Here is a 26,226-nt window from a genome sequence, read left to right on the forward strand (position 1 = left end):
CCCCCCTACTCTTGTCTAGGACAGGTCAGAAAGCAATCCGGCGGCCACCGCAAGCCGCGAGACCGTGAGATCCCCGCCTTCGACGATATTCACCATTCGCTGGCGCAATTCATCCACGCGCGCCCCACGATTGGCTATCCATTCCTTGGCCGGGTCCGGTTTCTTGCCATATTCGCTAAGCGCCGCTACGGCAATGCCGCGCCGTGCCTGCGAAATCAGGTCCGATGCACGCGCCAGCGCGATGCCGTCATAGTAATCGGCGACGGACACACCCCGCGCGGCCTCGACGATACGGCCGATGCGGAATGCCTCGGAAATATCGAAATAGGCCTTGGCAGCACTGGCAATATCGGTGCCGGCTTGCTGTGCGACTGCAGCGATATCCGGGATGATCGGCGCAATTTCCAGCCGCGCCAGTTGCGCAGCCAGAGCAGCCGGCGCACCCTGTCCGGCATAATAAGCCGTATCATCACGCAACTGATTGCTCATGGAAAGCGGCAGCAGCTTCTCAAGTTTGGGCTGCAAGGTGCTGCGGGCAGTTTTGATTTCCCCGATTGCCGCCTCCAGTCCAATACCGCCGGTCCGGTTACGCAGGACCCACGCGGTTGTCCAGTTCAGCATCTGTGCCACTTTGGCGTAGAAGCCATTCTGCACATCGCCGGGCAATGTATTGTCCAGCGCATCAATATCGGCAAACAGTCCATCGACCTCGAAACCATCACGCACGATCACATAGGCGCGGACAATATCCGGCGCCGATTGTCCCGTCAGATCAGCCAGACGGCTGACAAAGGTCGGACCGCCCCGGTTGATCGCGTCATTGGCAAGCTGCGTGGCAATGATTTCCCGGCGCAGGCGGTGCGTGCGGATTTCCTCGCCATAGCCTTCCTTCATCTGTCTGGGGAAATAATCGAGCAGTCCCCGTTCCAGATAGGGATCGTCCGGCAGGTTGCTGGCCAGCAGCTGATCCGAAAGCACGATCTTGGCATAGGCCAGAAGAACGCCCAGCTCGGCGCGGCTAAGAGCAATGCCATCGGCCTGCCGTTCCGCCAGAGCCTTATCGTCAGGCAAGGTTTCCACCTTGCGGTTGAGCAGTTTCTTGGCTTCGAGTTCGCTCATGAAGCGCGACTGATAGGCAAGATCAGTCAATCCACGCCGCTGCGCCAGCGACAGAGCAAGAGTCTGCAGATAATTGTTGCGCAGGACAAGATCACCAACTTCGTCGGTCATCGATTCCAGCAGCGTATCGCGCTTGTCACGCTGCAGCTTGCCGGCCCGCATGGCCTGAGCCAAGGCGATCTTGATATTGACCTCAACGTCGGAGGTGTTCACACCAGCCGAATTGTCGATCGCATCGGAGTTGCAGCGTCCGCCAAGCAGACCGAACTCGATACGTGCCTTCTGCGTCACGCCAAGATTGGCACCCTCGCCGATGACCTTGGCCCGAACGTCGCTGCCGGTGATGCGAATCGCGTCATTGGCACGGTCGCCAACCTCTGCATCGCTTTCCAGCGTGGAGCGGATATAGGTGCCGATACCGCCGAACCAGAGGAGATCAACCGGCGCTTTCAGGATCGCCGTCATGATCTCGAACGGCGTCGCTGTCGTCTTGGCGAGGCCGATCACCTTGGCTGCCTCTTTGGACAGAGTGATCGATTTCTGCGAACGTGAGAACACACCGCCGCCCGCCGAAATCTTCGACTTGTCATAATCCTGCCAGCTCGAGCGCGGCAGATTGAACAGCCGCTGACGCTCTTTCATGCTCGCTTTCACATCCGGTTCCGGATCAATGAAAATATCGCGATGGTCAAACGCTGCCACGAGCTTGGTTTGCGGCGACAGCAGCATCCCGTTGCCGAAGACATCGCCGGACATATCACCCACACCCACAGCCACGAAGGGCACTTTCTGGATGTCGGTACCGATTTCGCGGAAGTGGCGCTTCACGGCTTCCCAGGCTCCGCGCGCGGTAATACCCATCTTCTTGTGGTCGTAACCGGCCGAACCGCCTGAGGCGAACGCATCATCGAGCCAGAAGTCATGCGCCTGGCTGATTGCATTGGCGGTATCGGAGAAAGTTGCCGTGCCCTTGTCCGCTGCGACGACGAAATAAGGATCATCACCATCGAGCCGCAGGATATTTGCCGGAGGCACCACGGTTTCGCCGTGCAGATTGTCAGTGACCGAAAGCAGGGTGGCAATGAAGGTAATATAGGCGGCGCGTCCCGCCTCGAAAATCGCATTGCGGTCGCCGCCCGTTGGCAGACGTTTCGGATAGAACCCGCCCTTGGCACCAACAGGCACGATCACAGCATTCTTGACCTGCTGCGCCTTGACGAGACCCAGCACTTCCGTGCGGTAATCCTGTGCGCGGTCAGACCAGCGCAGACCACCTCGGGCGACCGGGCCGAAGCGCAGATGCACACCCTCGACTTCCGGTCCATAGACGAAGATTTCGCGATAAGGCCGTGGCTCCGGCAAGTCATCCAGTGCACGCGGATCGAGTTTGAAGGCCAGCGTCACACGCTCACTGCCATCTTCTTCCGGCGCGAAGGCATTGGTGCGCAATGTCGATTCGATCAGGTTGAGGAAGCGGCGCAGAATACGGTCATCATCGAGGCTCGGCACGCCTTGCAGCGCCTCTTCGATGGCGCTGCGAATGGTTGACTGCTTGCGTTCGGACTGGGCGGCGGCGCCCTTTTGGGGATTGAGCCGCTGTTCGAACAGACTGAATAATTGTTTGGCAATATCCGGGTAACGGTTGAGCGCGACCGCGATATAATCCTGCGAATAGGGAATACCAGCCTGTTGCAGATAGCGGCCATATGCACGCAGGATAATAATCTGCCGCGCGGTCAACTGGCCGGTCAGAGCGAGTGAATTGTAACCATCATTATCGGAAGCTCCGTTCCAGATACTGCGGAAAACCTCCTCGAAGAGATCGCCGTCATCGGCGAGATCGATGGCCAATCCCGACGTGCTGGTCAGCTCCATGTCGTGCACAAACAGCGGGCTGCCGTCGGCGGCCGGCAATGCAAAGGTCTGTTCGCTGATGACACGGAAACCCATATTCTCCAGCAGAGGCACACGCTGCGACAGTGCAACCGCAGAGCCGTAATGATAGATTTTCAGGGAAGCGGCATTGGCGCCGTCCGTACGATGGCGGTAGAAATCTACGAACAGCGGATTGGTACGCGACAGACCGGCGATGCGGCTGGCGTCGACCAGCGCTTCATCCGGCGAAAAGTTCTCGCGATAGGAATCCGGGAATGCGGCAGCAAGTGATGAAAATTCGGCAAGGCCGCTGCGATCGCCAACTTCAGCCACAGCGTCTTCCCAGGTGCGAACGATAGCGCGCACGCTCTCTTCCAGTGTTTCACGCTTGACCTTGGGGAAGTCGTTATCCGCATGGCCGATTATGAAATGCACCCGCGCCAGATTGCCCTCCGGAAACGCCGGATAATAGGCGGAGACATGCCCTTCATAAACAGCGGCGAAATAGGATCCCATCTTCTCGCGTACAATGGAATCGTAGCGTTCGCGCGGAACATAGACGATGATCGAGGCAAACCGGCCGAACGGATCGATGCGCGGCAGCACCCGCACACGTGGGCGTTCTCCCAGAGCCAGAATGATTTCGGCATTGCGGGTCAATGTCTTGACGTCGATCTGGAATAGATCGTCACGCGGATAGCCTTCGAGCACCTTGATCAGCTGTTTGCCCGAATGATCCTCGCGGTTGAAACCAAGACGGCTGATGACACTTTCCGTCTTCGAACGCAGGTAGGGGATTTTCAGCACAGAGCGCGTATAGGCCCCTGATGTAAACAGACCGACGAACCGCAACTCGCCGCTCACCTTGCCTGCTGCGTCATAGGTCTTGACGCCGATATAATCCATATAGCCGCGGCGATGCACCAGCGACTTGGTATTTGCCTTGGTAACGATCAGGGGCTCCGGACCCGTGAGGAACGCGATGATTTGCGGCGTGGTCGTTACGCCCTGATTGCCACGCTTGAGCACGCGGACATCGGGATCACGCAAAATGCCGAGGCCGGTTTTGCCTGAACGTTCCAGTTCGCCCTGGCTCCCATCGCCCTGATAGTCGTATTCGCGCACGCCGAGGAAAGTGAAATTATTGTCGCGCAGCCATTCCAGAAATTCGACCGCTTCTTCAGCCGCCGCCTTCTTCATGGGCGTCTTGCCGGTGCGGTAGGACTCAATTGCATCGCTGAGGCGGCTGACCATGGCAGCGCGGTCATTGACCGCTTCACGCACCTGTTTGAGTACAATGGTAAGCACTTCAACCATGATTTCGCGTGCCGGTGCATCCAACGCCGGGACATGAATCTGCATGACCGAAACACGAGCCTCGTCCTTGCCGGGCTTGTCGGGTCCCGCAGCGCCGATGACTGCACCACTTTTCTTGTCGACATCCATGACCGGATGCAGGACCAGATAAACCGAACTGACACGCTCACTGATCTCGCCCAGCACCGAGTCGAGCAGGAAGGGCATATTGTCATTGATCAGCGTAACGACAGTAACCGGGCGGCCATCGCGATAGATCGCGCTGCCATCTGAAAGTTCGATCTGCGGCGCGCCTGATTTGAACTGGCTCAATGCATCCTGTGCAAGCTTTGCAGATGCGGTCAGGGCGCCGGCATCATAATCGGCAAGATCTTCCGCCGGAGCGCGGGCAAACAGCAATTCCTCAAATAGACCCGCCGAATGCTTTTTCTCCTTCGTGGCTTTTACTGTTTTTGACTTCGGAGCAACTTTTGCGCCCGATTTTTTCGTTGAAGCCATCAGAATCTCCCCCTGAACAGGCATTTCGGCTCATCATAGCCGTTGAAACTGCATTTTCGACTGCAAACTGCACGCTGGACGTAAAATTCACATGACATGGTCCGGCTACAATTCAACCAAATGATCATCAAGTTCGTTGACATTGTCGGGACCAGCCGGAAAGTGGGTTTCCAGCAGCCGCCCCGCTTGCTCAATGGCTTTGAGAAAGCCCGAAGCGTGATCATCCTGCGCCGCATGGTTTGTCAGGATTGTGACGATTCCGTTCCACTCGTCCTGCGGCACTTTTGCATTGATACCGGCGTCAGCAACAACTTCCGCATAACGCTCTGCAAGCGAAACAAACAGCAGGATTCCGGTGCGTTTTTCCGTCAGATGCACATTGCGTGTCAGAAACTGCTGAACCGCATTCAGATGTGCCCGCTGATACAGGATACGCCTTGGAACAAAGCGCAGACTAAGCCCCGGAATGAACCGGAGCAGCAAGACTGCCGTCAGGAAAGCTGCCAGAATTGCCAGCCCGAACAGCGGCAAAGATATGCTGAACCAATACCAATGGGCAGCCAACGCCACAATGACAGCCGAAATCAGGATGCCGCAGGTCACCGCAAAACCGGCAACAAAAAAATAACTGTCGCTGCTGCGGGCGAGCACCGCATAGATTTCACCGCTGGTCCGGCTTTCAGCTTGGCGGATCGCTGCGGCAATGCGGGCGTGTTCGTCCTCATTCATCACTGACATACTCTCTCCTACCAGCCTCCCGATGCGCCGCCGCCGCCGGACGATCCACCACCACCGGAAAAGCCGCCCCCGCCTCCGCCTGACCAGCCGCCACCCCCGCCAGAAGACCAGCCTCCGCCGGAACCATTGTCCCGGGAGGACTGCGTACTGATTACCATGCCGAGCCATTTGTAACGGCCCGGTCCAAGTTTCTGGCCAAAGATTGGCGCCATGATCGCCATGCCAAATCCGCCAAAGAAGATAAGGACCCAGATGGAAATGAAGATGACGCCGAACCAATCGATATTGGAGAATTCCTCCTTGATATTACGCTTGGCCCGCGCTTCAAGTTCGGCTGAATCGCCCGACAAAACCTTCAGAATATCGTCGACCCCGCGGGAAATACCGCCGGAATAATCGCCTGAGCGAAAACCGGGAATGATGGCATTCTCGATGATCAGTTTTGAGAGAAGATCAGTCAGCGTGCCTTCCAGTCCATAGCCGACCTCGATCCGCACCTTGCGGTCATTCGGCGCGACGACGAGAAGAACGCCGTTGTTCTCCTGCTTCTGGCCAAGCGCCCAAGCCCGGTAAAGCCGGTTGGAATAGGGTTCTATCGCCTCGCCATCAAGGCTTGGAATGGTCACAACAACCACCTGATCCGATGATTTTGCCTCGAACGCGGCCAGCTTCTGCGTGATCGCCTCGCGCGATGCCGCGTCAATAACGTTGGCGCCATCCACCACTCGTCCGGTAAGAGCGGGCAACTCCGCCGCAAAGGCATTGCCGAGATAAAAACTGAAAACAACCAATGCCAGTAGCAGGCTATACGCAACCCGTTGCAATAATGAATCGCGTACGGCGATAACCGCGCTTTGGCGCATGGTGCGCATGATGAAAGCCTAGAACTTGACTTGAGGTGTCTGCTTGGCCGAGTCGTCGATGGTAAAGGTCTGGAATGGCTCGCTGTTGGTATACCAGATCCATGTCCAGATAATCGTTGGCATGGTTCTCAGCGAGGTATTGTAGACACGCACCGCCTCGATGTAGTCACGGCGGGCAACCGCGATGCGGTTTTCAGTGCCTTCAAGCTGCGACTGCAACGCCAGAAAGTTCTGGTTGGACTTCAGGTCCGGATAATTTTCGACCACGGCCAGCAAGCGCGACAGTGCACCGGTCAGATTGGCCTGATTGTCCTGAAATGCCTTAAATGCATTGGGATCCTTCAGCGTGTCAGGCGTTACCTGTACCGATGTCGCCTTGGCACGGGCTTCGACCACAGAGGTCAGCACGTCTTTTTCCTGAGCCGCATAACCTTTGACGGTTTCGACAAGATTGGGGATCAGATCGGCGCGTCGCTGATACTGATTCAGCACTTCACTCCAGGCCGCCTTGGCCTGTTCTTCATTGGTCGGAATTGTGTTGAAACCGCATGCGGACAGCAGCGGCACGAGGACAACGAGAGCAAAAACCGAAAATACATTCCGTGGCAAAATGCCGGTCGTAGACGCCATTTTTTGCATGAAACCCTCTCCTCAACTCTCATTTTCCCGACCGGATGGTCAGTTTGGAACGAAGCAGCGCAAGCCTAGCCATTTTTTGCTGCAAAAGGAACTGGCAAAGCGCTATGCTGCTCTGCAACAGGGATCAAGCGAAATCGCCATGACTGCAAATGACAAAGATCAACAGGATGTAACAGAGTCGAAACGGATACTGGATCGCGTCAACCGCGAATCTGCTGCCGCTGGTAATTCGGTCATTGATCGCAACGTTGCCAGAGCCAAGAACCACTTCAATGCCGATGATGCCGATGCCGAAGACCCCATTGAGATATGGGGAACCCGTATCGGCCGGGTTCTGGGATTGCTAGTGCTCGTTGCAATGATTATCTGGGTGATCAGTTACACCACCGGAAAAAGCTGAGCTGCCCCTTCCCCGCTTCGCCTGAACTCTTTCACGAGTATGCCTATGACCGCTTCCGTTGCTCCCTCGTCCAATGCCGTCATCGTTATTTCCAGCCACGTGGTACGCGGTTCCGTCGGTAACCGCGCGGCTGTGTTCGCGCTTGAGACGCTGGGGCATCCGGTTTGGGCGGTTCCAACTGTTATTTTGCCCTGGCATCCTGGACATGGCGCAGCCAAGCGCATCGTCCCGGAACCGCAGCAATTCGATGATCTGATTGCCGACCTTGAGCGTGCGCCGTGGCTTGGCGAAGTGCGCGCCATCATGACTGGCTATCTCGGCAATGCTGCGCAGGCCACATCGGTCGCCCGCCTCGTCAAAAAGATCAAAGCTCAAAACAAGGACGTACTTTATCTCTGCGATCCGGTGATCGGCGATACCAAGGGTCTTTATGTCCCGGAAGCGACAGCCATCGGCATCCGCGATGAGCTCATGCCGCTGGCGGACATTTCGACACCTAACCGCTTCGAGCTGGCATGGCTTGCCGGAGCAGATTTGCCCGATAACAAGGCGATCATGCAGGCCGCTCTGCATGCGGGTCCGGGCACGATGCTGGTCACCTCAGCGCATCCCATGCTGGCAGGCGGAACGGGCAATCTTCTGGTCACACATTCCTTCGCCATGCTGGCCGAGCATCGCCTCGTTACGGGGCCGGCCAATGGGCTGGGCGACCTCACATCGGCGCTGTTTCTGGCGCGCATGCTTGCGGGTCTCGATCACGAACAGATCCTGCAGCGAACCACTGCCTCCGTCTTCGAAATCATGGCCCGTTCGGCCAAACGTGGCGCGGACGAACTGATGCTGGAAGCCGATGCATCCAGCCTCTCAACGCCCATGGCGATGATCCAGATGCGCAGGCTCACCCATCCCAGCAAAGGCATCCGGGCCTGAGCAACGCAATGACAGTGCTCATCAGACCATTGGAAGCTGCTGATATTGAGCGGGCCCGCACGATCGACAGTTCCTTTCAGGTGGAATCGCGGCTCGTCTTATCCGCTGCGGACGGTGTTATCGTGTATCAAGCCATTCCTGTTGAACCTTACATCAAGCGTTACGATGAGGAAGACGAGCTGGCTGACTATATCGGCGCCAGCGACAAGGCAGCATTTCTTGCGCTGATCGACCAGACACCTGCGGGTCTGCTGCAATTGTCGGAAAACTGGAACAATTACGCCCTCATCGACAACATCGCCGTCGATTCACAGTTCCGCAGAACGGGCATGGGGCGGATCCTGATCGATCAGGCCATCCAGTGGGCAAGATCGCGCGGCCTTGCCGGTGTCATGCTGGAAACGCAGGACAACAATGTTGCAGCCTGTACCTTCTACAGGCGTTGCGGTTTCACCCTGCGCGGTTTCGACACGGGTCTTTACGCAGCAATCCCGATGACACGCCCGGAAACTGCCCTATTCTGGTATCTGACATTTGAGCCCTGAGCCTCGCGCTTATATCTTGCGTACGAAAGACCAATTGATCTTCCCTCTGATCGGGATTAATGCACCATCATGACCATGCTTCCTGAGAAACTGCTCACCGGTTATCGTAACTTCATGGCCCAGCGCTATGCCAACGAGACCTTGCGCTACAAGCAATTGGCCGAACAGGGCCAGACACCGGAAACACTCGTCATTGCCTGTTGCGACTCGCGCGCTGCGCCGGAAATCATCTTCGATACCAGTCCGGGCGAGATTTTCGTCATTCGCAATGTTGCCAATCTGGTGCCTCCCTATGCGCCGGATGGCGAGTACCACTCCACCTCGGCAGCGCTCGAATTTGCCGTGCAAAGCCTGAAGGTCAAGAACATCGTCGTTCTCGGCCATGGTCGTTGCGGCGGTATCAAGGCAGCGCTCGATACGGAGAGCAAGCCGCTTTCCCCCGGTGATTTCATCGGCAAATGGATGAGCCTTGTCGCTCCTGCCGCCGAGGCCGTGGCTGCCAACAAATTGATGACACCGTTCGAACGCCAGACAGCGCTGGAGCGTATCTCGATCCGCTATTCACTGAAAAATCTGCGCAGTTTTCCCTGTGTCGATATTCTGGAAAAGAAGGGCCGGATCAGCCTGCATGGAGCCTGGTTCGATATTTCGACGGGCGAGCTCTGGGTCATGGATCCGGAAACCGGCGATTTCCGCCGTCCCGAGCCGGAACTGGCCGAAGCTCAAACCGAAGAATAATCCATGCTGCGGTTGTTTCTGACGATTGCCATGCTTCTCGCGCTGGCTATGCCATCAATGGCTGATGACACGGCTGAAGCACTGGTCGAGCGCTGGTATGCGGCACTCATTGCAGCTGACAGGGCGCAATTCAATGACCTGCTGACGAATGATGCGACCATTGTGCTTGAAGACATTGAACTCGAGCAGAACAAGCAGGAATTTCTCAATTCGCTTGGCGAGTGGGAGAATGCAGCAAAAGGCGCCACCATACGGCACCGTTTCGGTGCAATGGAGAATGGCAAGCTGACGGCTTTCGTCTGTTACCAGTTTCCCGAGAGCACCACCTATACCCGTGAGCTTTTCACCTTTCGCGATGGCAAAGTCAGCGGCAGCACCCAGGGCTCTCTCGGTGAAACCTGCGAAGGTTTTTGAGGCATTGTTTCTAAAACGGTATGCTTTCAAGCAAAAGGCCGATGCACAGCATCGGCCTTTGCTATTCCATCACGCGATCAAGGCGAACATTATTGACCGTCGATCTGTGCACCAATGATGGCAATCGCCTGCTGGTAGACGCCGGCAGCATTCCAACCCTGAATTGCCGCGAAGTTTGGCTGTCCGGGCTGGTATCCGGCACCACGCTGCCAGCCATGGCCGACGAGGAAGTTGGCGGTTGAAGCCAATGCATCGGCTTTGGAGTGAACCATGTCGATATGGCCACTGCCATCGCCGTCCGCGCCATATTTCAGGACGTTTGCAGGCATGAACTGTGTCTGGCCGATTTCGCCATGCAGGGCGCCCCGTGCATCAGCGGCGAGGTCTCCCTTGTCGATCAGCCGCAGAGCAGCATAAAGCTGTTCGGTGAAATAACCGCTGCGGCGGCAATCATAGGCGAGTGTCGAAACAGCCGACAATGTGTGCTGGTTACCCAAAAACGCGCCAAATCCGGTTTCCATTCCCCAGATAGCAAGGATTGGACCCGCAGGCACGCCATAACGCTTTTCAATGCTGGCAAAGAGGGCTGCATTCTGCGCCTTTTGCGATTTGCCGCGCGAGACGATGGCCTGTCCGCCACGAACCTGCATGAATTTGTCGAGCGAATACTTGAAGCTCTTCTGATTACGATCGAGAGCAATCGTTTTGGTCGAGTACGTCACATTATTAAGAGCATTCAGGCCTTTGCTGCCGATGCCTTGCGATTTTGCTTCCTGCTTGAATTGTTCGACCCAAGCTGGAAATCCACCGGAATTGTTGCCACACTGAGGAGCAGCATGAGCCGCGCCTGCGGTGATGATTAGCGCGGCGGCTACACCCGCCAAAAGTCTGCCTTTGGCAACAAATGCCATGGAAATCTCCTTAAAAGTTAAATCTACTTTGAACCTATCTGCCATTTTTCTTCAGTTCTGTCATCTGGCAGAATTGGGCGTTATCTGGCGAAACGGTACCTGTTTCGTTTATTTCGGTCCGGTTTTGACAATTCAACGCTGTTCGAATGCCTTTTTCTGCCCATCCGCGAGCCTGCAGGTAAAGCTCTCAGCACAACTTGGAATTGCTGAATACAACCTGATTCGGTGCCAAGTGTTAGACTTATTGACAAGCAGCTTGGTCCAATTTCATCGAAACATGGCTGCAATTTCTAACTATATTTGTTTGCATTGCTATTGTGGCAGATTTGATCGTCTGGATTAAAAGATATGCAAACGCAAGCAGGGCTGAAAAAGCGCGCCTAGCACCGGCCAGCTTGACTCTGCACTGCATTTCCTGTTTAAGCCGCGCATCAATCCGCGACGAGTTCTTACTCCGAGCAGCCGACCGGGACCCCGCAAGGGTCTGAACGATCCCGGAGGTCAACACCCGACAGCGCGATGCGCCCTCGGGTGCATTTTTGCTTTGAGCCGCATTTTGGCTATGGGCTTTGGCGCGGAGGATGCTTACCTCTCGGGGAAACGGTTCCCCGGAAGGATAAAGGAAAACGCATGTTTGAGAGCTTACAGGAACGACTAGGTTCGATTTTGAATGGCCTGACCGGCCGTGGCGCGTTGTCGGATGCCGACGTCGCGGCAGCTCTGCGCGAAGTGCGCCGGGCTTTGATCGAAGCTGACGTTGCTCTGGATGTTGTTCGCTCATTCACCGACAAGGTGCGGGCCAAGGCTGTCGGCGCCGAAGTTTTGAAGAGCATCAAACCTGGCCAGATGGTCGTCAAGATCGTCCATGACGAACTCGTCGATATGCTCGGCGCTGAAGGCGTCACCATTGACCTGAATGCCCCGGCGCCAGTCGTTATCATGATGGTTGGTCTGCAGGGCTCCGGTAAAACCACCACCACCGGCAAGATCGGTAAGCGCCTGACCGAACGGTCGAAGAAAAAAGTGCTGCTTGCCTCGCTCGACACACGCCGCCCGGCTGCGCAGGAACAGTTGCGGCAGCTTGGTGTACAGACCGGCGTCGATACACTTCCCATCATTGCCGGCCAGACGCCGGTTGAGATCGCCGCGCGCGCCGTACAGGCTGCCAAGCTCGGCGGTCATGACGTTGTTATTCTCGATACGGCAGGCCGCACCCACATTGACGAGCCCTTGATGGTCGAAATGGCCGACATCAAGAAGAAGGCCAATCCCCATGAAATCCTGCTGGTCGCTGACGCGCTGACCGGTCAGGATGCCGTCAACCTCGCCCGTTCTTTCGATGAACGTGTTGGCATCACCGGCCTTGTGCTCACCCGTATGGATGGCGACGGCCGCGGCGGTGCAGCCCTCTCGATGCGTGCCGTCACCGGCAAGCCGATTAAGCTGATCGCCACCGGCGAAAAGATGGACGCGCTGGAGGAATTCTATCCCCGGCGTATCGCTGACCGCATTCTCGGCATGGGCGATATCGTTTCGCTGGTCGAGAAAGCTGCTGAAAACATCGATGCGGAAAAAGCCGCCGCGATGGCCAAGAAGATGCAGTCGGGCAAGTTCGATCTCAACGATCTGGCGGACCAGATCGGCCAGATGCAGAAGCTTGGCGGCATGGGTGGTATCATGGGGATGATGCCCGGCATGGGTAAGATGAAGGATCAGATGGCCGCTGCTGGTCTCGATGATTCCATCTTCAAGCGCCAGCTTGCCATTATCTCCTCGATGACAGCAGCCGAGCGCACCAATCCGGACGTGCTGAAACATTCGCGCAAGCAGCGCATCGCCAAGGGCTCCGGCACCAATGCCGCCGACATCAACAAGCTTCTCAAAATGCACCGCCAGATGGCGGACATGATGAAGGCGATGGGTGGCAAGGGCAAAGGCGGCATCATGAAACAGATGATGGGCGGCATCGGTGCAAAGATGGGCCTCGGTGGTTTGGGCGGCATGGGTGGTATGGGCGGAATGCCCGACCTGTCCAAAATGGACCCCAAACAGCTTGAAGCTTTGCAGAAACAGGCGGAAGCCGCTGGCTTCGGCAAGAGTGGTGGATTGCCCGGTCTTCCCGGCGGTCTCGGTGGTGGCGGTTTGGGTGGCGGACTCCCGCGCTTGCCCGGCCTTGGTGGCGGCCTTCCGGGCTTGCCGAAGAAGAAGGGATAATCATGACGTCTTCCTCTCTGCCAAAAGAATTGCTCGAACTGCGCGCCTCCATCGACAATATCGATGCGGCGTTGATCCACATGCTGGCGGAACGTTTCCGCTGCACCAAAGCGGTGGGCGTGCTGAAGGCCAGGAATGGTCTCGCAGCTGCCGATCCAGCCCGCGAAAAACTACAGGTTGAACGTCTGCGCTCGTTAGCCCAGTCGGCCGACCTAGACCCCGATTTTGCCGAGAAGTTTTTGAATTTCATCGTCAAGGAAGTGATCAGACATCACGAAACAACTGCGGCAAAAGAAAACGCCGCGAACTAACCTAAGGAGAATACCCCATGTCCATCAAGATCCGCCTGGCACGCGCCGGCTCCAAGAAGCGCCCTTATTACCACGTCGTTATCGCTGACGTTCGCGCACCACGCGACGGCCGTTTCATCGAAAACGTCGGTTCCTGGAACCCAATGCTTCCCAAGGACGGCGACCGCGTAACACTCAATGCCGAGCGCATCAACTACTGGATCGGTCACGGCGCACAGCCAACAGACCGCGTCCTGCGCTTCCTCGATCAGGCTGGCATTGCCAAGCGCGACGTGCGCAGCAACCCGGAAAAGGCGCTTCCAGGCAAGAAGGCCCAGGAACGCGTTGCTATGGCCAAGCAGGCTGAAGAAGATGCAAAGGCAAAGGTTATTGCTGATGCGGAAGCTGCAAAGGCTGCTGCTGAAGCCGAAAAGGCCGCTGCCGCTGAAGCTGCTGCTGCCCCTGCAGAAGAAGCTGCGACTGAAGAAGCCGCCAGCTAATAAGCGATTTTATGAACTGACTGCAAAACGGGTGGCTCTGCCGCCCGTTTTTGTTTCACAGGGCATTTGCCGTTAAACCATCCCATGCAGCCATGGCCGCTTTGGCGGTCTTCGCCAACTGATCCAGCGTTGATCCATCACGCGCGGTGATCGACATGCCGTGCTGCACCGTGACGTAAAACTCTGCGACCAGCTGCAAATCGACGCTCTGCGAAATCTCACCCTCGCGCACGCCGCGCTCCAGACGCTCACGCAGCATGGCTACATTGTCCAGCCGCCGTTCACGCAACAACCCGCACGGCGTATCAGCGCCGCCATCACCGTGCAGCGCTCCAAGCACAACCATACATCCGTGCGGCTGGTTGGGATCAGTATGCGTAATAGCTGTCTGCATCAGAAATTCTGCAATGCCTTCTCGAGCGGTTGCCGCTGTCGGCAAAGCGCTCTTGATGCGCTGGCCCACCTGATTGCTGTAAAGCTCGACTGCCGCCTTGAACAAGCCAGCCTTGCTGCCGAACGCCGCATAAAGACTGGGTGAATTGATTTGCATGGCTTCGGTCAGATCGGCCATGGATGCCGTATCATAGCCCTTTTGCCAAAAGACAAGCATGGCACGTTCGAGCGCAGCATCACGGTCGAATGCACGCGGGCGTCCCTTTGGCGACATGGCAAACTCCTTCTGTAACAATCAATACATAAATCACTTGACGCGGAGATTCAAGAGTGGCAAGGCTTTCTGTATCAATCATTACAAAAAGGAAACCTTATGTCTCGCCTTGAAAACAAAGTCGCCTTCGTTACCGGCGGCAGCCGGGGTATTGGTGCAGCCATTGCCCTGAAACTGGCCGAAGATGGTGCTGATATTGCCCTCACCTATACCAGCGCTCCGGCAAAGGCCGATGAAACTGTTAGAGCGATCGAAAAGCTCGGACGCCGCGCCATTGCCATCAAGGCCGACAATCTCGATGCGGAAGCTGTCGAAAGCGCCGTTAAGGAAGCCCATGTCAAACTGGGGCGTTTGGATATTCTCGTGAACAGTGCCGGGGTCTATTCCATGGACACCGTCGATGCGCTGGAACTCAAAGAGTTCGACCGCGTCATGTCGATCCACGTCCGGGCCAGCTTTGTTGCCGCAAAGGCTGCGGCAACTGTCATGACCAATGGCGGCCGTATCATCAGCATTGGCAGTAATCTGGCAGAAATCGTGCCGTTCCCGGGTCTTATCGCCTACTCAACCAGCAAGGCCGCACTGATCGGACTGACGAAGGCGCTGGCACGCGATCTCGGCCCCCGCGAGATCACCGCCAATATCGTCCATCCCGGCTCCACCGACACTGACATGAACCCTGCCAATGGCGATCACGCAGAAGGTCAGCGCGCGCGCATGGCCATTCCAAAGTTTGGTCAGGCTAAGGACATTGCAGGTCTTGTGGCGTTCCTTGCAGGCGAAGAGGGCCGCTTCGTCAACGGTGCATCACTGACTATTGATGGTGGCGCCAACGCCTGATGCATATAACAGTCCGGGCGGTTTGACCGCCCGGGCTTTTACTCACCCTTGCGTACCAGACGGCCTTCCTCGGCCTTGTGGAAATATTGTGAACAGACGAGCCAGCCCTTGAGCGGGCGCAAGAGGATCAGACTCCCAAGCACCGTGAGCGGCAGAGTTGTAACCAGATGCACCCAAATTGAAACTTCGTAGGTTGTTTGCAACCAAAGTGCGAATAACATAGCCGGAACCGCCACGATGGTCATGGCAAAGAATGCCGGGCCATCCGCTGGATCAGCGAAGGAATAATCCAGCCCACAAACTTCGCAGGATGGCGCGAGCTTGAGAAAGCCATGAAACAGCCGCCCCTGCTGGCACTGCGGACAGCGCCCGGCGATACCGGTTTTCATCGGGTTTTCTGTCGCATGGTAATGGCTTGTCACTGACATGGCTAATGCCTTTCGGTTGCGGTTTATTGTATGGATTTATTTTTAAAACAACATACAATTAGCATACTTTCTGATGAGAATATATGGATTGTATGCAAAAGTGCAAGCACGTCCGTTTGTCGCATGAGAAATTTGTCCTTGTTTTGGCTTTCTCATACCGCTAATTGTATGGATACAACCCATACAAAGAGCGAAAATGACACTTTGGAAGCCGCGCCTCGCCACCAGTTCACGTTTTAAACATCAGGGTATCGTCGATGCGCTGGTCGCCGATATAGGTACAGGCGTGCTGAAGCCCGGCGACGGACTGCCGCCGCAGCGTGATATTGCCCGGCAATTGGGCATCGATCTGACCACCGTAACCCGCGCCATGAACGAGGCTCATCGTCTTGATCTTATCGAGGCAAAGATCGGCTCCGGCACATTTATCAAGGGATCGCTGATCCAGCCGCTATCGGGCGCAGCGTCGCTTCTGACTGATCTCGATCTGACGATGATCATTCCGCCCATGCCGCCCGAAGCAGACCTCTATAACAAACTGACCGAAGGTGTGGGACAGGTCCTGAGCGGTGCATCCAGCCATTTCCTCAGCTATCAGGAAAGTACGGGCACCGAAGCAGCCCGTGCAGCGGGTATTCGCTGGCTCGCCCCTCGTTTCGGAGAACCGCCTTCTGCGGACAACTTGCTGGTGGCGGGCGGTGCCCAAAGCGCACTCTTCGCAATTTGCAGCCTGCTTGCCAGTCGCGGTGCGCTGTGTGCCGGCGCACTGACCTATCCCGGCGTAAAATCAGTGGCCTCGGTTCTGGGTATTCCGATCCATCCGCTCGCCATGGACAAGCACGGTATCATTCCGGAGGCGTTCGAAACCTGCTGCAAAACACTGGGGCCGAAGGCGATCTATCTGACGCCTACCATCGACAATCCCACCACGGCCACCATGCCGTTAACCCGGCGGCAGGCTATTGCCAGCATCGCCCAGCGCTATGACGTGACGATTATCGAGGATGATCCCTATGCGGAGCTACTCGATACGCCCTTGCCTGCCATTGCTTCGCTGGCGCCGGATATTACCTGGCATATTGCCACGCTTTCCAAATGCGCGACGCCCGCCCTGCGTGTCGCCTATGTGGTATGTCCGTCGTCCCTCGATGTTTTGAAGCTCGCATCCAGCCTTCGCGCCAGCAATCCCACCGCCTCGCCGCTGCTGATGGCCGTGGCAACCGCTTGGATCAACGATGGCAGCCTGTACAAGATTGTTGCTGCAATCCGCGAGGAAAGCCGTGCCCGGCAGACCGTCGCAAGGAAAGTCCTGAAGGGCTGGCATTTTGCCGCCCATCCGGCGGGCCATCATCTCTGGCTGGATATCCCGGTTCAATGGAGCGCATCGGAATTCTCAGCGCTTGCGCGGCGCTCCGGCATCGGCATTGTCCCGGCTTCAGCTTTCAGCGTGGCTCCTGCCCATCCGGAAGCGGTGCGGCTTTCCCTGGGAGCTGCGCCCAACCGTGCCAGACTGGAGCAGGCGCTTGTCCTGCTCGACAGACTGCTGCACGAGCCGCGCTTCGCAACGGGTCTGATTGTTTAGAGAAAGCTGCCTTGCGCAGTGATGGGATGGAACACCGGCCGGTCGGACATCCCCGCCAGAATCCTGTGTTCGAGATCAAGCAGAAAGCGCTTGCGCGGTTGGCCCCCGCCATAACCCGTCAACGATCCATCCGCGCCGATAATGCGATGGCACGGCACAACAATGGCAATGCGGTTCTGTCCGTTTGCTCCGCCCACGGCGCGGCTCGAATTCGGCTTGCCCAGCGCCCGCGCCATGTCTCCATAGGTGCGGGTTTTGCCATAGGGGAGCTTTAGCAGCATCGACCAGATGGTATTTTGAAACGGCGTTCCGGGCAAAAACAATGGTGTCTCGAAACATGTGAGTTGACCGGCAAAATAGGCTGCGATTTCCGCATCGATCTGATCCAGATATGCATGCTCGCCTGATAGGATGGTATAGCCGTAGCGCTGTTCCAATTCGCGCGTCTCTACCGGCAGGGCTGGCCGGTCGGCGAATTCCAGCAAGGACAAACCATCATCATTGGCCATGCCGATCATCGGACCAAGCGGCGTTTGAATGTTTCTGCAGCGCAATATCTTTGTCACGGTGACCTCCCGACTCATGCGCGTGATTCTAGCCGCCCTCCGTTGGCTTGCCACCCGATTCTTGTCAGGGATGATCTGCGGCTATACTCACCTGTATTCCGGCATGGTGCAGTGATGCGGAAATATCGCCGGAAGGCGCCATATCGGTCACCAGTTCATCAAAACCAGTGAAATCGCAGACTTGAACGAGCCCCTGCCGGCCGAACTTCGACGCATCGGTCACCACAATCGAGCGCTCACCCCGCGACAGGACCATGCGGGCAAACTCTGCCTCTTCCAGATTGTAATCCATCAATCCGTGTGTCGCATCGATGGCCCCGATCGATATAACCGAATGCGCCACGTTGAACCGGCTGATAAAATCCACGGCAAGAGCGCCGAATGCAGCGCCGTTATCGCTGCGCAATTCGCCGCCCGCCATGAAAACCTTGTTACCGTTCACCGTCGCCAGTGTCCGGGCAATATCGGACGAGTTCGTCACAACTGTCAGGCTGCGGTATTGCAACAATTCACGCGCCAGAAAACTTGTCGTCGTGCCCGTATCGAGCATGATCGAATCACCATTGCGGATGGTAGAAGCGACATGTCTGGCGATTGCCCGTTTTGCGCCGGCATTTTCCCGCATGCGCCGCTCGAACGGCGCTTCGCCCATATGCTGCGGCAATCCGACAGCACCATGGGTGCGGACGATAACTCCCTCATCCGTCAATGGCTTTACGTCGCGCCGGACCGTTTCCAAGGAAACGCCGAGCCTTTGCGCCAGATCCGAGATCGAAATCGTGCCTTCGTCCTGCAGAACCTTCGTGATCTCGCCACGCCGTTTGGAACTCATAAATCACCTCATCAATCCTGCATGACCGGTGCAGATACAAACAGCATTACCACAAATATTTTATAAAACAGTCATAAAAACCACAAATAACCACAAAATTGATTGACACCATGCCCGTTTCAGATTGAACTCCAGCCATGCCGTGTCCAACCGGACGCGATGGGTCACCCCTTGGATTGTTCTGATGAAGCAAAACCTGACCAGTGAAGCCCGCATTGCTGCCTTGCCGCTCTGGCAGGGCGCCATACGCATTGCTTTGCTCAAGGGCGGGATCAGCAACGAGAGCTATGTCGTTGAAGACAACAATCGCAAATACGTGGTGCGTTTCGGTACGGATTACCCTTTTCACCATGTCTTTCGCGACCGCGAAGCCATGACTGCCAAGGCAGCTTTCGACGCCGGATTTGCGCCCGAACTTTTCCACGCGGCAGACGGCGTCATGGTATCGGCATTTCTGGGCGCCAAGACCTATGACGCCGAGGATGTGCGCGGCAATATTCCGCGCATCGCCAACATGGTTCAGCGGTTCCACACGCAGATGCCCAAACATATCAGTGGTCCCGGCTTCATGTTCTGGGTGTTCCATGTCATCCGCGACTATGCCCGCATCCTGAAGAGGGGCAAAAGCCGGATGGCTCAACATTTGCAGGATTACCTCGCGATATCAGCCGAGATGGAAGCCGCGCAAAAGCCATTACCGATCATCTTCAGTCACAATGATCTCCTGCCGGCCAATATTCTCGACGATGGCGAACGGTTATGGCTGATCGATTTTGAATATGCGGGTTTTTCAACCGCCATGTTCGACCTTGCCGGTATCGCGTCCAATGCAGGGCTTGAAGAGGATGAATCCGAAGCTCTGCTCGCCGCCTATTTCGGCGTAGCGCCCGACCACGAAATGAAGCGTGCTCACGCCGCCATGCAATGCGCCTCGCTGCTGCGTGAAGCCATGTGGGGCATGGTTTCGGAGCTTTATCTCAATGCCCCCGGGGTCGATTACGTCGCCTATACAACAGAAAATCTGGAGCGGCTGGAACAGGCGCTTGACCGGTTTCGAACCACATACGGAAGCAAATCATGACCCTGCCCAGTCACGCCCAGATCGTCGTCATCGGCGGCGGCATCATCGGTTGTTCAACGGCATACCATCTCGCCAAGGATCACAAGGCGGACGTGGTTCTGCTCGAACAGGGGCAGCTTACATCAGGGTCGACATGGCACGCCGCTGGTCTGGTCGGGCAGTTGCGCTCATCAGCCTCCATCACCCGCGTCCTCAAATATTCCGTTGATCTCTACAAACGTCTTGATGCGGAAACCGGACTTGCCACAGGCTGGAAAATGACCGGGTGTCTGCGCCTGGCAACCAATCAGGATCGCTGGACCGAGTTTCGGCGTCTGGCAACCACCGCAGGCAGCTTTGGCATGGAAATGCATTTGCTTTCCCCGCAGGAGGTCAAGGCCATGTGGCCGTTGATGCGGGTCGATGATCTGGTTGGCGCCAGCTGGCTGCCGACAGATGGACAAGCCAGTCCTTCGGATATCACCCAGTCGCTGGCGCGCGGTGCCCGCATGAACGGTGCCAAACTGATTGAGAATATCCGCGTAACCGGTTTCGAGATGGATGGTGACCGGATTATCAAAGTGAAGACCGATAAGGGCAATATTGCCTGCGAGAAGGTCGTCAATTGCGCCGGACAGTGGGCCCGGCAGGTCGGCGATATGGCAGGAATCAATGTCCCGTTACAGCCGGTCAAGCATCAATATATCATTACCGAAAAGATCGACGGCCTGTCCTCCGATGCCCCCACTATCCGCGACCCGGACCGGCGTACCTATTTCAAGGAGGAAGTCGGCGGGCTGGTTATGGGCGGATATGAACCCAACCCGCAGGGCTGGGTCACCGGTGATGTCCCCGAGAATTGGCAGTTCCGCCTGTTCGATGATGATTTTGATCATTTCGAGCAGCACATGGTCCAGGCTATCGAGCGTATTCCCGCGCTTGAAACCGTGGGCGTCAAGCAGATGATCAATGGCCCGGAAAGCTTCACGCCCGATGGCAATTTCATCCTCGGTCTGGCGCCGGAATGCTCCAACATGTTTGTCGGCGCCGGGTTCAATGCCTTTGGCATCGCATCCGGCGGCGGCGCCGGCTGGGTGCTGGCGCAGTGGGTCATCGATGGCGAGGCACCGCTTGATCTCTGGTCGGTCGATATCCGCCGTTTCTCCAATCTGCACCGCGACCGAAACTGGGTGAACGAGCGCACGCTTGAAGCCTATGGCAAGCATTACACCATCGGCTTCCCCCATGAGGAATATACATCCGGCCGCCCGGCCATCGTTTCACCGCTCTATGACAGGTTGAAGCAACACCGCGCCGTCTTTGGCTCGAAACTTGGCTGGGAACGCCCCAACTGGTTTGCACCTGAAGGGACGGAGCCGGTCGATATCTATTCCATGGGCCGTCAAAACTGGTTTGATCAGGTCGGCAAGGAACATGCATTGGTGCGCGAAAAGGTCGGAATTTTCGACCAGTCGTCCTTTGCCAAATACGAGCTGACGGGCAAGGATGCACAGCAGGTGCTCGACTATATCTGCGCCAACGATGTGTCGAAACCCGTGGGGCGGCTGACTTATACCCAGCTTCTCAATACCCGCGGCGGAATTGAATGCGATTTGACCGTTGCTCGGCTTGCTGAAGACAGATTCTATATCGTCACCGGCACCGGCTTCCGCACCCACGATTTCAGCTGGATCAAAGATCATATAGGTGCAGGTCTCGACGCGACGCTGACTGATATTACCGAGGACTATGGAACCCTGTCACTTATGGGGCCGAAAGCGCGCGATGTGCTTGCCAAGGTTACAGATACGGACGTCAGCAACGGTGCATTTCCGTTCGGCCATATCAGGGAGCTTACAATTGCCGGGACGACCGTACGTGCCCTGCGCATCACCTATGTCGGTGAGCTTGGCTGGGAACTGCACATCCCGATTGCTGCGACCGGCGCTGTATTCGATGCCCTGATGCTGGCGGGCGAACCCTTGGGAATTCAGCCCGTCGGCTACCGGGCGCTGGAATCACTGCGGCTGGAGAAAGGCTATCGTGCCTGGGGTTCGGATATCACGCCGAACGACTCGCCCTTTGAAGCCGGACTGGGCTGGGCAGTTAAATTGCGCAGGAAAACAGCCTTTCTCGGACGCAAAGCCAGTGAGGCCATTCACGCCGCCTCGCTGAAGAAACGCTTTGCCGGGTTCACGGTCACCGACAAAGATGTTGTGCTGCTCGGCCGCGAAACGATCCTGCGCAATGGCAAGCCTGTCGGCTATCTCACCAGTGGTGGGTTTGGCTATACGGTTGGCCAGCCCATCGGCTACGGTTATGTGCGCAACTCCGAAGGGGTTACGGATGATTTTCTTGCCGGCGGAACCTATGAATTGATCGTCGCCAATGACCGTTTCACGGCCGAGATTCACCTTGATCCGCTTTATGATCCCCAGAATGCCAAAGTGAAAGCCTAGCAACTTGGTTCCCGCTTCAGGTGCAGTACCAAAACGCCAGCAATTCTGGCCCCTGCGGCATAATTTCCGGGGGGTTGACTTTCCCTCTGGAGGGGACCAAATGGCGGCACGTGACCGGCCAAACCCCGGCCCCGTATCACCAAACCGGAGTCTATCTCTTATGCCCAACGACGACAGTAGTAGTCGATTGTTTGCGCCGTCATTGGCGATCGTGGCCTGATTCTTAAGAGATCAGCTCGCCCCGATCAGCCATGACGGCGGATCGACGGAAAGGCGAGCTAAAATGAACGACCTTCGCTTGAACCAGGATGCAGATGTTGCCGAACTGGCATCGGCATCCAACGTGGCAGAACAGCTTGCAGCCATGCAGGCTGCGGACGCTGTTGAACTGCTCAATGAACTTGATATCGAGGATGCTGTCGGCATTCTCGCTGAAATGCCGCGCGATCACGCGGTTTTGATCCTCGATCAGCCGGAATTGCACTCGTCGGCAGATATCATTGCCGAGCTTCCCGCCGCTGTTGCGCGCGAGTTGCTTGACGGCATGTCCGCCGACCGCGTCACTGACATTTTCCAGCAGTTCGACGATCCCACACGCATTCGCCTTGCCTCGAGCCTTGGCCAGGAAACCAAGGCGGCACTGCGTAAACTTCTGCACTACCCGCCCCATACGGCAGGCAGTCTGATGACGACCGAATTTGTCAGCGTCCCTGCCGACTGGAATGTGGCAGCCACGCTGCAATATATTCGTGAGGTCGAGCGCTCCCGCGAAACCATCTACGCAATCTATGTCACCGACCCACAGACAAAAAGCCTGCTCAGGGCTGTCGCACTGCGCCGCCTGATCACCAGCGAGCCTGACGATTCCATCATGAGTGTCGGCCGCGATGTGGCACCGGTAACGGTCAGACCATTGACCGACCAGGAGGATGTGGCCCGGCTCTTCCGCAAGCATGACCTGCTGGCCGTTCCCGTGGTCAATGACGACAATCACATTATCGGTATTGTTACCGTCGATGATGTGATCGACGCCATGACGCAGGAAATGACCGAAGACACGCTGAAGTTCGGCGGCATGGAGGCGCTCAACAAGCCCTATATGCAAATCGGCTTCGTGCAGATGTTGCGCAAGCGGGCAGGCTGGCTCGGTGTGCTCTTTCTGAGCGAAATGCTGACGGCCAGCGCCATGCAATATTTCGAGGGCGAGCTGGAAAAGGCCGTCGTCCTCACCCTGTTCATTCCTTTGATCATGAGCTCCGGCGGCAATTCCGGTTCGCAGGCCACATCGCTCCTCATCCGCGCGCTGGCGCTGCAGGAATTGCGGCTGAAGGATTGGTGGCGGGTTGCCCTGCGCGAACTGCCGACTGGCATGGTGCTCGGCTCTTTCCTCGGTCTGATCGGCGTCATCCGTATCAGCACCTGGCAGATGGTCGGTCTGTATGATTACGGCCCGCACTGGATGCTGATTGCCGCAACCGTAGGTGCTGCGCTGGTCGGTATTGTGACCTTCGGCTCCCTTGTCGGGTCCATGCTGCCATTTCTTCTGCAAAAGATCGGCTTCGATCCGGCCAGTGCATCAGCGCCTTTTGTGGCCACGCTGGTCGATGTGACCGGGCTGGTGATCTATTTCTCGATTGCCCTGGTTTTCCTCTCAGGCACGCTTCTTTAGCAACAAGCGCGGCATTTCAGCTGATTTGCCGCGCCATCAGATCCTGAGAGTCTATATAGAAGCATAGCTGGAATGCAGACAACGGCCAGCCAAAAGCGCATGCCCCCTTTCGCATTTGCGAAAAAACATGTAAGGAGCGCGCAAATGCAAAGCGGCGCCAGCATGTGTGCGTCCACAATCCTCCAAAAGAGAAACTCATGAAACTGCGCAACATCGCGATCATCGCACACGTTGACCATGGCAAAACCACGCTCGTTGACGAACTTTTGAAACAGTCCGGCAATTTCCGTGACAACCAGCGCGTTGCCGAACGCATGATGGATTCGAACGACATCGAAAAGGAACGCGGGATCACGATTCTCGCCAAAGCCACTTCGGTTGTTTGGAAAGATGCCCGCATCAACATCGTTGATACACCCGGCCACGCGGATTTTGGTGGTGAAGTCGAACGTATTCTCAGCATGGTGGACGGCGCTATCGTTCTCGTCGATGCTGCGGAAGGCCCGATGCCGCAGACGAAGTTTGTTGTTGGCAAGGCGCTGAAGGTTGGCCTGCGTCCAATCGTTGCCATCAACAAGATCGATCGTCCCGACGCACGCCACGAAGAAGTTGTGAATGAGGTTTTCGATCTCTTCGCCGCTCTGGATGCAACCGACGAACAGCTCGACTTCCCGATCCTCTATGGTTCAGGCCGCAATGGCTGGATGGCGCGCAACCCGGAAGGTCCACAGGATCAGGGTCTGTCTGCCCTGTTCGATATGGTTCTTGAGCATGTACCAGCGCCGACCGTTGGCGAAGGCGCTTTCAAGATGATCGGCACAATCCTTGAAGCCGACCCGTTCCTCGGCCGTATCATCACCGGCCGCATCCATTCCGGCACAGTCAAGTCGAACCAGCAGGTCAAGGTTCTGCATGGCGACGGCACCCAGCTGGAAACCGGCCGTATCTCCAAGATCCTTGCATTCCGCGGTCTCGAGCGTCAGCCGATCGATGAAGCCCATGCGGGCGACATTGTTGCCATCGCCGGTCTGCAGAAGGGCACAGTTGCTGACACGTTCTGCGCAACCGAAGTGACCGAGCCGTTGCATGCCCAGCCAATTGATCCGCCAACAGTCACCATGTCCTTCATCGTCAACGATTCTCCGCTTGCCGGCACCGAAGGCGACAAGGTAACCAGCCGCGTCATTCGTGATCGTCTGCTTAAGGAAGCCGAAGGCAACGTTGCACTGAAGGTCGAAGAATCCGGCGACAAGGATTCGTTCTTCGTGTCCGGCCGCGGCGAATTGCAACTGGCCGTTCTCATCGAGAACATGCGCCGTGAAGGCTTTGAACTTGGCGTATCGCGTCCGCGCGTCGTCATGGAAAAAGATGAAGACGGCAACCTGCTTGAGCCAATCGAAGAAGTCCTCATCGACGTTGATGAAGAATATTCAGGCACGGTCGTGCAGAAGATGTCCGAGCGCAAGGCCGAAATGGTCGAACTGCGCCCATCCGGCGGCAATCGCGTCCGCATGGTATTTTACGCGCCAACACGCGGTCTTATCGGCTATCAGTCGGAACTTCTGACAGACACACGCGGCACGGCCATCATGAACCGTCTGTTCCGTGCTTACGAGCCCTTCAAGGGTGAAATCGCTGGCCGCAACAACGGCGTTCTGATCTCCAACGATCAGGGCGAGTCGGTTGCCTTCGCCATGTGGAACCTTGAAGATCGCGGCCCAATGGTCATCGAAGCTGGCACCAAGGTTTATGCCGGTATGATCATCGGCATCCACTCGCGTGATAACGATCTGGAAGTGAACGTGCTCAAGGGCAAGAAGCTGACCAACATCCGCGCCGCCGGCAAGGATGAAGCCGTCAAGCTGACACCGCCGATCCGTATGACGCTGGAACGCGCCCTATCCTGGATTCAGGACGACGAACTGGTTGAAGTGACACCGAAGTCCATTCGTCTGCGCAAGCTTTATCTTGATCCGAACGAACGCAAGCGTTTCGAGAAGAGCAGCAAGACAGCGGGCGCTGCGTAACGTACCCATTGAAATCATGAATAGAAAAGCGGCGAATTTCGCCGCTTTTTTGTTTTTAACGCTGTTTTGTTTTTCCGTGCAAGACACGAAAAATCGTTTTCAAAC

23 protein-coding genes are annotated in these 26,226 nt (G+C 56.6%); 14 read left to right on the forward strand and 9 right to left on the reverse strand.

All coding sequences use genetic code 11. From position 1 onward, the window contains the following. Positions 1 to 15: 15 nt before the first annotated feature. The 4 genes from HB779_RS03535 to HB779_RS03550 all read right to left on the reverse strand — a co-directional run bounded on the left by HB779_RS03535 (position 16) and on the right by HB779_RS03550 (position 7,049). Entirely contained in the window at positions 16 to 4,809 is a 4,794-nt protein-coding gene (locus HB779_RS03535) for an NAD-glutamate dehydrogenase (protein ID WP_188344428.1), read from the reverse strand. A gap of 105 nt (positions 4,810 to 4,914) precedes the next feature. After that, positions 4,915 to 5,547, reverse strand: coding sequence for a TPM domain-containing protein (locus HB779_RS03540; RefSeq protein ID WP_188344429.1), 633 nt, complete (start codon positions 5,545 to 5,547; stop codon positions 4,915 to 4,917). Between the two features lie 8 nt (positions 5,548 to 5,555). Next, a complete protein-coding gene (locus HB779_RS03545) occupies positions 5,556 to 6,410 on the reverse strand; it encodes a YgcG family protein (RefSeq protein ID WP_244642545.1) in 855 nt (284 codons plus the stop codon). 18 nt (positions 6,411 to 6,428) lie between these two features. Then, on the reverse strand, positions 6,429 to 7,049 hold the full coding sequence (locus HB779_RS03550) for a LemA family protein (RefSeq protein WP_188344431.1): 621 nt from the start codon (positions 7,047 to 7,049) through the stop codon (positions 6,429 to 6,431). Between the two features lie 139 nt (positions 7,050 to 7,188). On the opposite strand from HB779_RS03550, the gene HB779_RS03555 reads away from it, so the two are divergent. The 5 genes from HB779_RS03555 to HB779_RS03575 all read left to right on the forward strand — a co-directional run bounded on the left by HB779_RS03555 (position 7,189) and on the right by HB779_RS03575 (position 10,076). Beyond that, on the forward strand, positions 7,189 to 7,449 hold the full coding sequence (locus tag HB779_RS03555) for a hypothetical protein (RefSeq protein ID WP_188344432.1): 261 nt from the start codon (positions 7,189 to 7,191) through the stop codon (positions 7,447 to 7,449). 45 nt (positions 7,450 to 7,494) lie between these two features. Then, complete coding sequence (pdxY, locus tag HB779_RS03560) at positions 7,495 to 8,379, forward strand: pyridoxal kinase PdxY (RefSeq protein ID WP_188344433.1); 885 nt, start codon at positions 7,495 to 7,497, stop codon at positions 8,377 to 8,379. Positions 8,380 to 8,387: 8 nt separating this feature from the next. Next, positions 8,388 to 8,924 carry a GNAT family N-acetyltransferase gene (locus HB779_RS03565; RefSeq protein ID WP_188344434.1) on the forward strand — a complete coding sequence of 179 codons (537 nt, stop codon included), beginning with the start codon at positions 8,388 to 8,390 and terminating at the stop codon, positions 8,922 to 8,924. Between the two features lie 69 nt (positions 8,925 to 8,993). Continuing rightward, a complete protein-coding gene (locus HB779_RS03570; protein ID WP_188344435.1) occupies positions 8,994 to 9,662 on the forward strand; it encodes a carbonic anhydrase in 669 nt (222 codons plus the stop codon). Between the two features lie 3 nt (positions 9,663 to 9,665). Beyond that, positions 9,666 to 10,076 (forward strand): nuclear transport factor 2 family protein, encoded by a 411-nt coding sequence (locus HB779_RS03575; protein ID WP_188344436.1) that lies wholly within the window; start codon positions 9,666 to 9,668, stop codon positions 10,074 to 10,076. Positions 10,077 to 10,165: 89 nt separating this feature from the next. Here HB779_RS03575 and HB779_RS03580 read toward each other — a convergent pair whose 3' ends face one another. Continuing rightward, positions 10,166 to 10,987: a lytic transglycosylase domain-containing protein gene (locus tag HB779_RS03580; RefSeq protein WP_188344437.1), complete on the reverse strand. Its 822-nt coding sequence runs from the start codon at positions 10,985 to 10,987 to the stop codon at positions 10,166 to 10,168. A 630-nt stretch (positions 10,988 to 11,617) separates the two neighbouring features. Between HB779_RS03580 and ffh the strand changes: the two genes are divergently transcribed. Genes ffh through rpsP form a run of 3 tightly spaced genes read left to right on the forward strand, consistent with a single transcriptional unit; the run spans position 11,618 to position 13,991 of the window. Next, positions 11,618 to 13,201 carry a signal recognition particle protein gene (gene ffh / locus HB779_RS03585; protein WP_188344438.1) on the forward strand — a complete coding sequence of 528 codons (1,584 nt, stop codon included), beginning with the start codon at positions 11,618 to 11,620 and terminating at the stop codon, positions 13,199 to 13,201. A gap of 2 nt (positions 13,202 to 13,203) precedes the next feature. Next, positions 13,204 to 13,512, forward strand: coding sequence for a chorismate mutase (locus HB779_RS03590; RefSeq protein WP_091879554.1), 309 nt, complete (start codon positions 13,204 to 13,206; stop codon positions 13,510 to 13,512). A gap of 17 nt (positions 13,513 to 13,529) precedes the next feature. Then, positions 13,530 to 13,991: a 30S ribosomal protein S16 gene (gene rpsP, locus HB779_RS03595; protein WP_188344439.1), complete on the forward strand. Its 462-nt coding sequence runs from the start codon at positions 13,530 to 13,532 to the stop codon at positions 13,989 to 13,991. A 55-nt stretch (positions 13,992 to 14,046) separates the two neighbouring features. Here the strand turns inward: rpsP and HB779_RS03600 are convergent, their stop codons facing one another. Further along, on the reverse strand, positions 14,047 to 14,658 hold the full coding sequence (locus HB779_RS03600; protein ID WP_188344440.1) for a TetR/AcrR family transcriptional regulator: 612 nt from the start codon (positions 14,656 to 14,658) through the stop codon (positions 14,047 to 14,049). 99 nt (positions 14,659 to 14,757) lie between these two features. Between HB779_RS03600 and HB779_RS03605 the strand changes: the two genes are divergently transcribed. Next, a complete protein-coding gene (locus tag HB779_RS03605) occupies positions 14,758 to 15,498 on the forward strand; it encodes an SDR family oxidoreductase (RefSeq protein ID WP_188344441.1) in 741 nt (246 codons plus the stop codon). 38 nt (positions 15,499 to 15,536) lie between these two features. Here the strand turns inward: HB779_RS03605 and HB779_RS03610 are convergent, their stop codons facing one another. Beyond that, positions 15,537 to 15,926, reverse strand: a complete 390-nt coding sequence (locus HB779_RS03610; protein ID WP_188344442.1) for a DUF983 domain-containing protein — start codon at positions 15,924 to 15,926, stop codon at positions 15,537 to 15,539. Positions 15,927 to 16,122: 196 nt separating this feature from the next. On the opposite strand from HB779_RS03610, the gene HB779_RS03615 reads away from it, so the two are divergent. Beyond that, positions 16,123 to 17,508 carry a PLP-dependent aminotransferase family protein gene (locus HB779_RS03615; protein WP_188344443.1) on the forward strand — a complete coding sequence of 462 codons (1,386 nt, stop codon included), beginning with the start codon at positions 16,123 to 16,125 and terminating at the stop codon, positions 17,506 to 17,508. On the opposite strand, the gene HB779_RS03620 is transcribed toward HB779_RS03615, so the two are convergent. Both HB779_RS03620 and HB779_RS03625 read right to left on the reverse strand, forming a co-directional pair. Beyond that, the gene (locus tag HB779_RS03620) at positions 17,505 to 18,074 is read right to left on the reverse strand and encodes a methylated-DNA--[protein]-cysteine S-methyltransferase (RefSeq protein WP_210302603.1); all 570 of its coding nucleotides are present in this window, start codon (positions 18,072 to 18,074) and stop codon (positions 17,505 to 17,507) included. The genes HB779_RS03615 and HB779_RS03620 overlap by 4 nt on opposite strands. 64 nt (positions 18,075 to 18,138) lie before the next feature. Next, entirely contained in the window at positions 18,139 to 18,906 is a 768-nt protein-coding gene (locus HB779_RS03625; RefSeq protein WP_188344445.1) for a DeoR/GlpR family DNA-binding transcription regulator, read from the reverse strand. Between the two features lie 184 nt (positions 18,907 to 19,090). Here HB779_RS03625 and HB779_RS03630 point away from each other — a divergent pair, with 184 nt between their 5' ends. The 4 genes from HB779_RS03630 to typA all read left to right on the forward strand — a co-directional run bounded on the left by HB779_RS03630 (position 19,091) and on the right by typA (position 26,121). Next, a complete protein-coding gene (locus HB779_RS03630) occupies positions 19,091 to 19,987 on the forward strand; it encodes a choline/ethanolamine kinase family protein (RefSeq protein ID WP_188344446.1) in 897 nt (298 codons plus the stop codon). Continuing rightward, positions 19,984 to 22,425 (forward strand): FAD-dependent oxidoreductase, encoded by a 2,442-nt coding sequence (locus HB779_RS03635; protein WP_188344447.1) that lies wholly within the window; start codon positions 19,984 to 19,986, stop codon positions 22,423 to 22,425. Before HB779_RS03630 ends, HB779_RS03635 begins: the two co-directional genes overlap by 4 nt. Before the next feature lie 283 nt (positions 22,426 to 22,708). Further along, positions 22,709 to 24,094 carry a magnesium transporter gene (gene mgtE / locus HB779_RS03640; protein ID WP_188344448.1) on the forward strand — a complete coding sequence of 462 codons (1,386 nt, stop codon included), beginning with the start codon at positions 22,709 to 22,711 and terminating at the stop codon, positions 24,092 to 24,094. A gap of 197 nt (positions 24,095 to 24,291) precedes the next feature. Next, the gene (gene typA / locus HB779_RS03645; RefSeq protein WP_188344449.1) at positions 24,292 to 26,121 is read left to right on the forward strand and encodes a translational GTPase TypA; all 1,830 of its coding nucleotides are present in this window, start codon (positions 24,292 to 24,294) and stop codon (positions 26,119 to 26,121) included. Positions 26,122 to 26,226: the final 105 nt, after the last annotated feature.

Source organism: Phyllobacterium sp. 628 (assembly GCF_014189505.1).
Classification (GTDB): domain Bacteria; phylum Pseudomonadota; class Alphaproteobacteria; order Rhizobiales; family Rhizobiaceae; genus Phyllobacterium.

Bases quoted from the DNA above. Each gene is read 5' to 3' on its own strand.
- HB779_RS03570 (WP_188344435.1), top strand. From the start codon at position 8,994: ATGACCATGCTTCCTGAGAAACTGCTCACCGGTTATCGTAACTTCATG.
- HB779_RS03590 (WP_091879554.1), top strand. From the start codon at position 13,204: ATGACGTCTTCCTCTCTGCCAAAAGAATTGCTCGAACTGCGCGCCTCC.
- pdxY (WP_188344433.1), top strand. From the start codon at position 7,495: ATGACCGCTTCCGTTGCTCCCTCGTCCAATGCCGTCATCGTTATTTCC.
- HB779_RS03535 (WP_188344428.1), bottom strand. From the start codon at position 4,809: ATGGCTTCAACGAAAAAATCGGGCGCAAAAGTTGCTCCGAAGTCAAAA.
- HB779_RS03555 (WP_188344432.1), top strand. From the start codon at position 7,189: ATGACTGCAAATGACAAAGATCAACAGGATGTAACAGAGTCGAAACGG.
- HB779_RS03605 (WP_188344441.1), top strand. From the start codon at position 14,758: ATGTCTCGCCTTGAAAACAAAGTCGCCTTCGTTACCGGCGGCAGCCGG.
- HB779_RS03545 (WP_244642545.1), bottom strand. From the start codon at position 6,410: ATGCGCCAAAGCGCGGTTATCGCCGTACGCGATTCATTATTGCAACGG.
- HB779_RS03540 (WP_188344429.1), bottom strand. From the start codon at position 5,547: ATGTCAGTGATGAATGAGGACGAACACGCCCGCATTGCCGCAGCGATC.
- HB779_RS03630 (WP_188344446.1), top strand. From the start codon at position 19,091: ATGAAGCAAAACCTGACCAGTGAAGCCCGCATTGCTGCCTTGCCGCTC.
- typA (WP_188344449.1), top strand. From the start codon at position 24,292: ATGAAACTGCGCAACATCGCGATCATCGCACACGTTGACCATGGCAAA.
- mgtE (WP_188344448.1), top strand. From the start codon at position 22,709: ATGAACGACCTTCGCTTGAACCAGGATGCAGATGTTGCCGAACTGGCA.
- HB779_RS03635 (WP_188344447.1), top strand. From the start codon at position 19,984: ATGACCCTGCCCAGTCACGCCCAGATCGTCGTCATCGGCGGCGGCATC.
- HB779_RS03625 (WP_188344445.1), bottom strand. From the start codon at position 18,906: ATGAGTTCCAAACGGCGTGGCGAGATCACGAAGGTTCTGCAGGACGAA.
- rpsP (WP_188344439.1), top strand. From the start codon at position 13,530: ATGTCCATCAAGATCCGCCTGGCACGCGCCGGCTCCAAGAAGCGCCCT.
- ffh (WP_188344438.1), top strand. From the start codon at position 11,618: ATGTTTGAGAGCTTACAGGAACGACTAGGTTCGATTTTGAATGGCCTG.
- HB779_RS03580 (WP_188344437.1), bottom strand. From the start codon at position 10,987: ATGGCATTTGTTGCCAAAGGCAGACTTTTGGCGGGTGTAGCCGCCGCG.
- HB779_RS03615 (WP_188344443.1), top strand. From the start codon at position 16,123: ATGACACTTTGGAAGCCGCGCCTCGCCACCAGTTCACGTTTTAAACAT.
- HB779_RS03600 (WP_188344440.1), bottom strand. From the start codon at position 14,658: ATGTCGCCAAAGGGACGCCCGCGTGCATTCGACCGTGATGCTGCGCTC.
- HB779_RS03550 (WP_188344431.1), bottom strand. From the start codon at position 7,049: ATGCAAAAAATGGCGTCTACGACCGGCATTTTGCCACGGAATGTATTT.
- HB779_RS03565 (WP_188344434.1), top strand. From the start codon at position 8,388: ATGACAGTGCTCATCAGACCATTGGAAGCTGCTGATATTGAGCGGGCC.
- HB779_RS03575 (WP_188344436.1), top strand. From the start codon at position 9,666: ATGCTGCGGTTGTTTCTGACGATTGCCATGCTTCTCGCGCTGGCTATG.
- HB779_RS03610 (WP_188344442.1), bottom strand. From the start codon at position 15,926: ATGTCAGTGACAAGCCATTACCATGCGACAGAAAACCCGATGAAAACC.